Source organism: bacterium, from assembly GCA_040757115.1.
In the GTDB taxonomy this organism is placed as follows: domain Bacteria; phylum UBA9089; class CG2-30-40-21; order CG2-30-40-21; family SBAY01; genus JBFLXS01.
On the sequence record JBFLYA010000129.1, the window covers coordinates 1 to 10,826 of the forward strand.

Consider the following 10,826-nt stretch of genomic DNA (forward strand, 5'->3'; position numbering starts at 1 on the left):
TTCCACAATCAATTTCTACCTATTTCTATAAATTTCAATCTATTTCTATTATCTTATCTCCATATCACTCTTATCTCCTTATCCCCTTTCTTACACTTTTGATATATAGCCTGAACGGTTACAAATATTAAATATCAAAATGCAAAATTACAAATCAAATTTCAAAGAGGAAGTAACAGGGTTTTTCAAAGAGTTGGAGGAATTTGGTAATATCTTTGCTTCAAGTATTTTAACGCTGAAATGTAGTAGATAGTTGATAGTTTATAGTTGATAGTAGATAGTTGATAGTTGAAGGACTATAAACCATAAACTATAAACCATAAACTATAAACTATAAACGAGTTTTGCATTTTGCTCTTTGGAGGAAATTGATAAAAATAGAGGTTTTAAATACCCGCTTAAAAACTACAGTTTCTTAGTTTTGCAGAACTCTAAATTGCAAAACACAAAGGAGGATTAAAAATCATGAAAAGAAGGATTAAACCAAAACCACTTGAGATGGAAAAAATTCTTAAAATGTCTGATATAGTCATGGTGCTTTTCCTTCTCATTATTATATTTATCAGTTATTTAGCCTATCAAGAAGGAATAGGTTATATGTTTATCCTTTGGGCACCATTATCCGCCTATATTGCTGTCTTTTATCTGTATTTACTTAATATCCTGAAACAACAAAACCAACACTTATCCAGACAAAATAAAGCCCTGGTTTTAGCCAATCAAAAGAAATCCGAATTTGTTTATAATTGCGCCTATCAACTTAGAACTCCATTGACAACGATAAAAGGTGCCATTGACCTTTTATTAGATAAGGCTTTGGGTGAAATAAGCCCTGGACAGGAAAGATTCTTATTTAACATTGATAAATCATTATTGCAACTTAACGGGTTAGTCTGTAATCTCTTAGACCATTCGATGATGACCTCCGGGAGGCAAGACTTAGATATAAAGTTGACTAATATCCAGAGTTTAATAGATGATGTGCTGAGATTTTTTAAACCATCTGCTATGGAAAAAAATATCACCTTAGAATCTATTATTCCCAAAGATATTTCAGATGTTCCTGCTGATTCAGAAAGAATCAGGCAAGTATTAGTCAATCTAATAGATAATGCGATTAGATTTACGCAAGAATCAGGGAAGGTAAGTATTCAAGCCAAAGAATGGAGTGATTGTATTCAGGTGGGCGTGATAAATACAGGTAAGGGATTGCAGGAAGAAGATTATGAGCGAATATTTGATGAATTTTTTAAAAAAGCCCCTCTTTATGGTGGGCAAGGATTAGGATTAGCTATCGCTAAGGGAATTATCGAAGCACATGGCGGGGAAATCTGGGCAGAAGGAGCCCCAGACAAAGGTAGCGGGTTCTATTTTATACTGCCAAAAGAAACAAAAGCATTAGACTTGATTAAAGAACGAAGAGAAATCTCCAGGTTTTTAAACCCAACTTTAACCCTCATAGATTATGTTGACCAGAAAACGCTTCAAAAAATTCTGGATAATTTTACTGAGGCGATTGGTCTGTCAATCTCAATATTAAATAATGAGGGAAACTATATAATTAAACCTGTTGGATTAAATAGATTTTGCAGTTTAATTCAAGGTTGTGCTAAGGGTAAAACAAAATGCAAACAATTCAGCGTAAAGGTTAGAAACGATAGTTTGCGAGATAATAGACCCAAGGCATACTATTGTTTTGCAGGACTGGCACATTTTGCCGCACCCATCATTGTTGAAAATATACCTATGGGTTCTATAGAAATAGAGGGAACACAAATATTTACCCATATTAACCCAAAAAAAATTGAAAATATCGCACAAGAACTTGGGCTTGACCCGGATATCTTAATAGAAGCGGCTTCAGATATTAAAAAGTTCCCAGAAAATAGAATTTATGCCGCTGGAGAATTACTCCATTCAATAGCAAAAATCATCTCGTCATTATGTGCTCAAGAACATGAACTAACACATAAAATTGCAGAATTATCCACTCTAAGTCATATTGGTAAGGCAATTACTTCAAACCTTGACTTAGATAAACTATTAGACTTAATACTTTATACCACGATTACTGTTCTTGAAGGAGATTCGGGTTCCATTATGCTTATAGATAAGGAGAAAGAGGAATTATATGTTAAATCTGGCTACGGAATAACAAAAGAGGTAATTAAAGGAAGAAGGATTAAAATCGGTAAGGATATTGCGGGCTATGTGGCTAAAGAAAATAAACCATTGCTTATAAATCGTGGTATAGATGATTCTCATTTTGTTAGCATTCTACATAGAGAAGGGCTAAAATCTGTGATGTCAATACCGTTAGTTATTAAAAATGAACTGGAAGGTGTATTTAATATTGACCGCACCAAAGGGAGAGATTTTACAGAGGATGATTTGAATATGTTTTGGGCATTAGCCGTTCAGGCAAGTATTGTTATAGAGGATGCATTCTTATATCAAGAACTTGAACATAAAACCTCTGAATTAACGGCATTTTCTAAAGTTGGCAAGGGTATCTTATCTACTCTAAGCATTGAGCGGGTTTTAAAATTAATACTTGACGCCGTCGCCGAGGTAATGAATACAAAACAATGTGTCATTAGAATCATAGATAAAAAAGAAGGTAAATTAATCTTACAAAACTCAATAGGTTTGAATCAAAAAGAATTAGCCGTAGAAGAAAGGTTTGCCATACAATCCGCAGAACAGAAAAAACCTATTATTTGTGCGGATGTAAAGAAGGAATATCCAGAAGAAAAAATCGAAATCTTCTCATTATTAACTGTTCCTTTGATAATCCGGGAAAGGGTACTGGGGACTAATAGCGTTCTTTCAACAAAACCACATCAATATACCCAACATGAAATAGATTTACTTTCTACATTTGCCGACCAATCCTCCATTGCCATTGAAAATGCAGGATTATTTGAGGCGGTTAGAAAGGGACTTTTAGAGACGGCTTCAGACATAGGTCAAACGATAGACCTCAAAGATGCCTATATAAGTGGTCATTCTGAGGAAAAGGCAAGATATGCCTATGAGATTGCCCGAGCATTAAATATGAGTGAGTCAGCCGCAGAAAATATAAAAATGGCAACACTCCTGCATGATGTCGGTAAGATTGGTATTCCAGAAGAGATTTTGCTTAAACCAGGTAAATTAAGTGATGAGGAATTTGAAGCGGTTAAAAAACATCCTCTTATCTCAACCGAAATTTTAAAATCAATCGTATTTCCAAAAGAGATAATATGTGCTATTCGTCATCACCACGAAAGGTTTGATGGGAAAGGTTATCCAGATGGTCTGAGTAAAGATGAAATAGCTAAAGAGGCACTCATTATTGAGGCGGTAGATGCTTATGGTGCGATGACAAAAGATAGGCCTTATCGAAAAGCACTATCTAAAGAAGAGGCGGCTAAAGAACTAAAGAATGGTGCCGGAACTCAGTTTGACCCGGAGGTAGTAGATGCCTTTATAAAGATATTAAAAACGGAAAAATCCTCAAAAGGAGCGTAAATAAAGTGACTCTGAAGGCAAAAGCTAATGACGGGGAAATATCTGACGAGATACAACAAATAGCCAAAAGTGAAAATGTCACATTAGAATTTATTCAACAGGGGCTATGTGAAGGAACTATCGTTATTCCTCATAATCCTAATCATAAAAAACTATCCAGACAATGCGGTATTGGAAAGGGACTTCGGACGAAAGTCAATGCCAATATTGGAACATCACCGAGTATCACTAATCTTCAAGAAGAACTAAAAAAAACTGAAGTGGCAATCGAGGCGGGTGCGGATACGATAATGGATTTATCTATTGGTGGAGATATAAGAAAGATAAGACTTGAAATACTTAAGGATTTAGAAGTGCCTCTTGGAACCGTGCCAATTTATCAAGCCGCTATCGAAGCCGTTGATAATAAAGGGTCAATCCTTGAAATGACCCCAGAATCAATCTTAAAGGTGATTGAAGAGCAGGCAAAAGATGGTGTTGACTTTATGACTATTCATGCAGGTGTAACTAAACACACGATTGAAAGGTTAAAAAATCAAGAAAGAATTATGGATGTCGTTAGTCGAGGTGGGGCATTTTTAATCGAGTGGATGATTTTTCATAACCAGGAAAATCCACTTTATCAATATTTTGATGCTATCCTGAATATTGCTTTTGAATATGATATTGTTTTAAGTCTTGGTGATGGGCTACGGCCTGGTTGCTTAAAAGATGCCACTGATAGACCACAAATACAAGAATTAATCACCTTAGGTGAATTAACTAAGCGAGCCTTTGAAAAAAATGTTCAGGTAATGATTGAGGGACCAGGTCATATACCGATAAATCAAATTTCAGCAAATGTTTTATTAGAAAAAAGGCTATGTTACGAGGCACCATTTTATGTTTTGGGACCCCTTGTTACTGATATAGCCCCGGGTTATGACCATATTACCGGGGCAATAGGTGGAGCAATTGCGGCCGCTTCTGGTGCTGATTTCCTGTGTTATGTTACCCCGGCAGAACATCTTAGACTCCCAACGATTGAGGATGTTAAGGAAGGAGTTATCACCTCAAGAATAGCCGCTCATGCCGGCGATGTCGCTAAAGGTATTCCTCATGCATTGGATAGGGATACACAAATGGCTAAGGCACGAAAAAAATTAGATTGGGAAACTCAAATTAAACTGGCAATTAACCCTGAAAGGGCAAGTAAATACCAACAACAATCTCCACCACTATCCGAAGGCTGCACGATGTGTGGGAAATATTGTGCGATGAAAGAGGTAGAAAAGTTTTTCAGGAGGTAAAAAAAGTGGAGAAATACAAAATACAAAATACTAAATCTAAAATTAACCTATTAGTGTTTCTTATTATTTTAATAATAAATCCTGCATTAATCCTGGCAGAAGAATATTATGGTCCTAAAAAGAAAATTATTGTTGAGGATTTCTATGTTAATCTGAAGAATGTCCCTCCTCAAAGTGCTAAAATCTTTACTTCAAAATTTAGATTAGCATTACTTAACACAAATAGGTTTGTGGTTAAAAAGGCAAAAACTGAAGAATTTACTCAAATGACCGTTCGTGGGAAAATCTTAAAATGTCAGGAAGAAAAATTAACTAAATGGTATGAGAAAACCTTACCAGCTCGATTCAGAGGACCAAAGATTACCAGGGCATACATTGTAGTAGCAATAGACCTATGTGACCCCAATAGAGATCTGGTAATTAAATCCTTTCGGATTAAAGGAGATGCAAAAGTAAGCGAGGGAAAATTAGGGGAAAAACCCACTGTGGATGTAGAACATTCGGCACTTGTTATGTCCATTAATAAGGTGCTAACAAAAGTAATTGGTGTGATAATTGCAGAAATGGAAAAATACAAATGGGAAGCAAAAATAACCAGTGTAAATGGGAATAAGCTCTACATTGACAGTGGATTAGAGGCAGACATAAAGGCAGGAACGGTCTTTAAAATATATGATGGGGAAACATTCATCGGTGAAACGAAAATAATTGAAGTAAATAAAGATTTCTCAATTGGTCTTATGACAAAAAATGATGGAATTAAACCAAATATGAGCGTGAGGATGATGGAGTAAACCAATTATTTAAAATTTCTACGTAACTATTCACCGCAGAGACGCGGAGACACAGAGAAAAAATTAAAATCTATTGGTTATACGCTTAATTCCATCTCTTAGAACAGAAACATTAAAATTGATCAATAAACTTATCCTTTTATTCATCATTTTTAGATAGGTTAAAAGTTGAGCTTCGTGAATCGGAAGTAGTTGCTCGACTGCTTTTAATTCTACGATAACTTTTTCTTCAACTAAAAGATCTATCCGGTATCCACAATCTAATTTAAATCCTTTTTTCTCTGTTCCTCTGCGTCTCTGCGGTGAATAGTTACATTTCTACTATTATTGAGCAATGATGAATGACATCAAAATAGACAAAATAATTCGTTCTAAAAGAAGAACAATAGGTATTGAGATTACCTCGGATGCAAGCTTAATTGTGCGCGTGCCTCTGCGGACTTCTTTAGAACATATTAAAAAAATAGTTGATAAAAAGCGGTTTTGGATTCAAAAAAAACAGAAAACGGCTAAAGAGAAAAAAAGCATACCCAGAAAATTTGTCGAGGGAGAAAAATTCCTCTATCTGGGTAATACCTATCGCCTCTATATCTTTAATAATCCTTCCCCACCACTTTTATTTAACCAGAAATTTTTGCTTTCAAGAGATTATCTTCCTTATGCCCAGGACATATTTGTTGCCTGGTATAAAAACCAGGCATACTATAAGATTAAGGAGAGATTAGACTGGTATTCTACTTTATCAGGATTGAAATATAATGGATTCAAGATAACGAATGCCAGAAAGCGGTGGGGTTCTTGCAATGGGAAAGACAGGTTATGTTTTAGCTGGCGGCTCATTATGACACCGTTAAGTGTTATAGATTATGTCGTTGTTCATGAATTAACACATATCGTCGAAAAAAATCACTCAAAGAGATTCTGGCACAAATTAAAGATAATCCTCCCTAATTATGAAGAAAGTAAAAAGTGGTTGAAAGAGAATGAGTATTTGTTAGGGATATAATGATATGGATAAGATTTATCACATTTTGCAGAATAACTTTGGCTTTAGCCAATTTAAACCAGGTCAATTAGAAATTATCCAGGAGATATTGGCGAAAAGGGATGTTCTGGGTATTTTACCAACTGCGGGTGGGAAATCACTTTGCTATCAATTACCTGCAATTATCTCCTCTGGAGTAACTATCGTTATCTCGCCACTTATTGCCTTGATGAAAGACCAGGTAGATTCCTTTGAGGAGCTTGGTCATACAACGGCAACTTATATTAGCTCAGGGCTTTCTGTGAATCAAGTAAAAGTTCGATTAGAGAAAGTCAAACGAGGTGAATTTAAACTTCTGTATGTCTCTCCAGAGCGTATGCTTATGCCAGGTTTTAAAGAGGTATTATCCAGGATTAAAATTAGTTTATTTGTTGTCGATGAGGCACATTGTGTTAGTCAATGGGGACACGATTTCAGACCTGAATATTTAAAACTTAAAGGTATATTTGCCCAATATCCCAAAACCCCTATCTTAACTATTACGGCAACCGCTACCCCACATGTCCAACAGGATATTATGACTCATCTGGGTTTGCGAAGAGCCAGGCAGGTAATTATAAGTTTTGACCGCCCTAATCTTGAATTTAGTGTCATTTCCACCCGAGTAAGTGAAAAAAGTGAGCATTTATTAAAGATTTTAAAAGCAGAGCCAGGCAGTTTTATCGTTTATGTCGCCAGACAAAAAGATGCCGAAGAAGTAGCTAACTTCCTTAAAACAAATCAAATCTCTGCTCTACCATATCATGCGGGACTTGGGAATGAGACTCGATGGAAAACCCAGGAGGCTTTTATGTCTGGGGTAACGCGGGTAGTAGTCGCTACGGTTGCCTTTGGATTAGGTATTGATAAACCGGATATTCGCGGCATTATCCATTATCATACACCTGCCTCTTTAGAGGCTTACTATCAAGAAGCAGGTCGGTCAGGCAGGGATGGCAAAAAGGCAAAATGTATTCTCCTCTTTAATCGTAAAGATTTAGAGATTCACCGCTATTTTATCTATCAATCTTATCCAAGTTCACGAGAAATCTACTGGATATATCGTCAGCTGTGTGACGGGCTTTCTCCACAACAAATAATCGCCGAGGGGAAGAATGTCCACGAAACAAAGATGAATGTGGTCCTGAGGTTATTGGAGGAAGCAAATTGTATCCAATTAGGCGACAACCTCAAAATAACTAAAGGACTGAGATGGCTTAATATTAACCTGACAAATGAAGAAAGACGCAAGATGATGGAGCTTGATAGATTAAAAAAGATGGTAGAATACGCTGAGAATAAAACCTGCCGTCGAGCATACATCCTTACTTATCTTGGTGAGCAAAATCTACATCCATCTTGTAATAATTGTGATGTTTGCCTTGGACTTACAACTGATGTCCAGAGTATTTATCAGGGAAAGATTGAAGCGATTATTTACGAGTGTGTTAAAGAATATGAAGGGAAAATGGGCAGACAGGGTTTTGCCCAATTACTTAATGGCAGTCAAAGTAACACTATGGAAACCCTGAACTTAAAGACATCAGCGTTTTATGGAAAATTAAGGGATTTTACTCAAAAAGAGATTATCGCTTTCATTGACAATTTCATAAGTAAAGGTTCACTTGAAGTAATCACAAAGGATTATCCGCTACTATTTCTATCTAAAGAAAAGACCGTTGATAAACCTGTCCCTCGAAAAGTAGGATTAGAGATTCTGCGATTAGTCCATAACTGGAATGGTAAATTACCATCATCCAGTATCGCCAATATCCTGAGGGGGGTAGAAACTTCTGATGCCATTATTAAATATGGTCAGGATATTTTTGGAGCACATTTTGGTATACTTAAAGAATATGATTATCATCAATTAAAAGAATTTATTGACCTGATGCTTGCTAAAGGTTATCTTCAAAAGGAAAAGAATCAATTCTCCCTGAGCGAGGCAGGATTTGGTGTTTTGGGGATTAATCCTGAAGAGTAACTGTTCACCGCAGAGACGCAGAGACACAGAGGAAAAATTAAAATCTATTTGCTATACGCTTAATTCCATCTCTTAGAACAGAAACATTAAAATTGATCAATAAACCAATCCTTTTATTCATCATTTTTAGGTAGGTTAAAAGTTGAGCTTCATGAATCGGAAGTAGTTGCTCGACTGCTTTTAATTCTACGATAACTTTTTCTTCAACCAAAAGATCTATCCGGTATCCACAATCTAATTTAATTCCTTTGTATATTACAGGTAATTCAATTTGTCTTTTGAAAGCTAACCCCACCATAGATAGCTCATAACATAAACATTCTTCGTATGCAGATTCTAATAGACCTGGACCTAATGTCTTATGTATTTCAATTGCTGCACCAATAATTTTTTCTGTTACCTGATTTATTTCCATGTTTTCTCTGTTCCTCTGCGTCTCTGCGGTGAATAGTTACTAAAATATCAACCTTCAAATTCTCTTTTAATAAATTAATAATATTCCCTGGATTTCCCTTTTCAAGGTTAATTTCAGGATTATATGGAATAATAGCAAGTATTGGCACTTTAGATAATGTCTGGATTATTTGAGGATTTGTCTTTTCAACTATCGTCGCCTCATCTTCTTTAAACATATTTATCACTACCCCAAAAATCCGAATTCCTTGTGATTGAGCCTGTTTGATAGTTAATAAGGTATGGTTTATCGTGCCTAAGGAAGGTTTAGCTACGATTAAAATAGGCAGGTCTAAATCCTTGATTAAATCTATCATCAGGTAATTATCTTTAATCGGAACTAATATCCCACCCGTACCCTCAACTATAACTATATCATACCTTGATTTTAATTCACGGTAGGAGGCGAGAATTTTTTCAATATCTATTTTTACGCCCGTTATTTGACTTGCGACTAATGGTGCGACCGCAGGTTCTAAGCAGTAAGGATTTAACAATTTAACATCTTCCACAATCCCGGAGGTTTTAATCATCAACTCTAAATCCTGAGAGATAAGTTTTCCCTCTCTTTTAACCGCTCCGGTCTGGATAGGTTTCATCACACCTACTTTTAACCCTTTTTCTCTAAACAGCCCGGCTAACCCCGCCGCAATTACTGTCTTGCCCACCTCCGTATCTGTCCCTGTAACGAATAATCCTTTCACCATAATATCTTCTTATTTTATCACAGATTGAGTATATCTCAATAAAATTCTTTTCCCTCCTGTGATTCAGACACTGGAGCATCAGACACAAGACTATAGACTCTATTTATGCAGGAAATTAGTGACATTTGGGAAACCATCCTCAAAACTTCACTCCCTGAATTTTTCCTAAGCCTTACCTATGTCAGTGACAGTGTCAGTGTCGGTGAAGAAACTCCTTCAACTCATCCAACACTTCCAACTCTTTCTACTCTTTCAACTCTTCCAGCAGAAGCATAGGCAGGTCTCCCAAGCCTTCATTCTTCTGCAATTTCTGCCCGCTTTAGTCTGAGGTCTAATGTCTATAGTCTACTGTCTGAATCACAGAATATCTTTCCCCTTTTTCCCTACTTTTCCATTTTCCCTTACTTACACCTGAACGCTTACTCAAAACACTCTATTTATAATCTTGTAATTGCCATCAGGTAAAAGTTCTTTTTTAAATTGATACTTCGCCAGAAAGGGTAACCGTTCACCGCAGAGACACAGAGATGCAGAGAAAAAAATTAAAATCTATTCACCAGAGACAGAAATTTCCTTTTTTTTGTACATTTCGGGTCTTTCGTTGTTTATTAATCTTTTAATACTTACTTTTGACTAACTGTTTTTAAGCCTTTTTAAACACCGAAAAACGCGAAAAAGAGGGAAAAAAAGATATTTTCCTCTCTGTTTCTCTGCGTCTCTGCGGTAAAGGATTACCTGAACGGTTACAAAGCTTTCAATCACGGCACACTCCCCCGCCGTCCACTGCAACGACTGGTTAAGCATAAAATTTCTCACTGCAATTCTCTTTCTCTTCTCTTCCCTTGCCGAACTATTGTCCATTCCATAATCAAGGTACGACCCTACTATTCCCCCTTTTAGGCAATAGATAAATAGGGAAAGATTCTTTCCTCTCCATTATAGCACAATAATTAATTATACGCAACTATTTTTTTGTCTCAGATCAACAGACAATCACCATTTTGTCAAAACAAAAGATTACCTCATTCATTCATGCCCCCCATTCATTTCCAGATGTTCTGT

At 36.2% G+C, this 10,826-nt stretch carries 7 protein-coding genes and 1 pseudogene; 5 read left to right on the top strand and 3 right to left on the bottom strand.

Features of this window, described 5'->3' with window-relative positions; translation table 11 throughout:
- Window positions 1-465: 465 nt before the first annotated feature.
- Genes AB1422_11835 through AB1422_11845 form a run of 3 tightly spaced genes read left to right on the top strand, consistent with a single transcriptional unit; the run spans window position 466 to window position 5,596 of the window.
- Window positions 466-3,513, top strand: coding sequence for an HD domain-containing phosphohydrolase (locus AB1422_11835; GenBank protein ID MEW6620006.1), 3,048 nt, complete (start codon window positions 466-468; stop codon window positions 3,511-3,513).
- 5 nt (window positions 3,514-3,518) lie between these two features.
- A complete protein-coding gene (thiC, locus tag AB1422_11840) occupies window positions 3,519-4,802 on the top strand; it encodes a phosphomethylpyrimidine synthase ThiC (GenBank protein MEW6620007.1) in 1,284 nt (427 codons plus the stop codon).
- Window positions 4,803-4,807: 5 nt separating this feature from the next.
- The gene (locus tag AB1422_11845) at window positions 4,808-5,596 is read left to right on the top strand and encodes a hypothetical protein (GenBank protein MEW6620008.1); all 789 of its coding nucleotides are present in this window, start codon (window positions 4,808-4,810) and stop codon (window positions 5,594-5,596) included.
- A 63-nt stretch (window positions 5,597-5,659) separates the two neighbouring features.
- On the opposite strand, the pseudogene AB1422_11850 reads toward AB1422_11845, so the two are convergent.
- Window positions 5,660-5,872 (bottom strand): annotated as a pseudogene (locus AB1422_11850) (GxxExxY protein).
- 61 nt (window positions 5,873-5,933) lie between these two features.
- Between AB1422_11850 and AB1422_11855 the strand changes: the two are divergent.
- A complete protein-coding gene (locus AB1422_11855) occupies window positions 5,934-6,602 on the top strand; it encodes a SprT family zinc-dependent metalloprotease (GenBank protein ID MEW6620009.1) in 669 nt (222 codons plus the stop codon).
- 4 nt (window positions 6,603-6,606) lie between these two features.
- The gene (locus AB1422_11860; GenBank protein ID MEW6620010.1) at window positions 6,607-8,604 is read left to right on the top strand and encodes a RecQ family ATP-dependent DNA helicase; all 1,998 of its coding nucleotides are present in this window, start codon (window positions 6,607-6,609) and stop codon (window positions 8,602-8,604) included.
- Between the two features lie 37 nt (window positions 8,605-8,641).
- Here the strand turns inward: AB1422_11860 and AB1422_11865 are convergent, their stop codons facing one another.
- Window positions 8,642-9,019: a GxxExxY protein gene (locus AB1422_11865; GenBank protein MEW6620011.1), complete on the bottom strand. Its 378-nt coding sequence runs from the start codon at window positions 9,017-9,019 to the stop codon at window positions 8,642-8,644.
- Entirely contained in the window at window positions 8,973-9,764 is a 792-nt protein-coding gene (bioD, locus tag AB1422_11870) for a dethiobiotin synthase (GenBank protein ID MEW6620012.1), read from the bottom strand. The genes AB1422_11865 and bioD overlap by 47 nt, the downstream gene beginning before the upstream one ends.
- Window positions 9,765-10,826 lie beyond the last annotated feature (1,062 nt).

Bases quoted from the DNA above. Each gene is read 5' to 3' on its own strand.
- bioD (MEW6620012.1), bottom strand. From the start codon at position 9,764: ATGGTGAAAGGATTATTCGTTACAGGGACAGATACGGAGGTGGGCAAG.
- AB1422_11835 (MEW6620006.1), top strand. From the start codon at position 466: ATGAAAAGAAGGATTAAACCAAAACCACTTGAGATGGAAAAAATTCTT.
- AB1422_11855 (MEW6620009.1), top strand. From the start codon at position 5,934: ATGAATGACATCAAAATAGACAAAATAATTCGTTCTAAAAGAAGAACA.
- AB1422_11860 (MEW6620010.1), top strand. From the start codon at position 6,607: ATGGATAAGATTTATCACATTTTGCAGAATAACTTTGGCTTTAGCCAA.
- AB1422_11865 (MEW6620011.1), bottom strand. From the start codon at position 9,019: ATGGAAATAAATCAGGTAACAGAAAAAATTATTGGTGCAGCAATTGAA.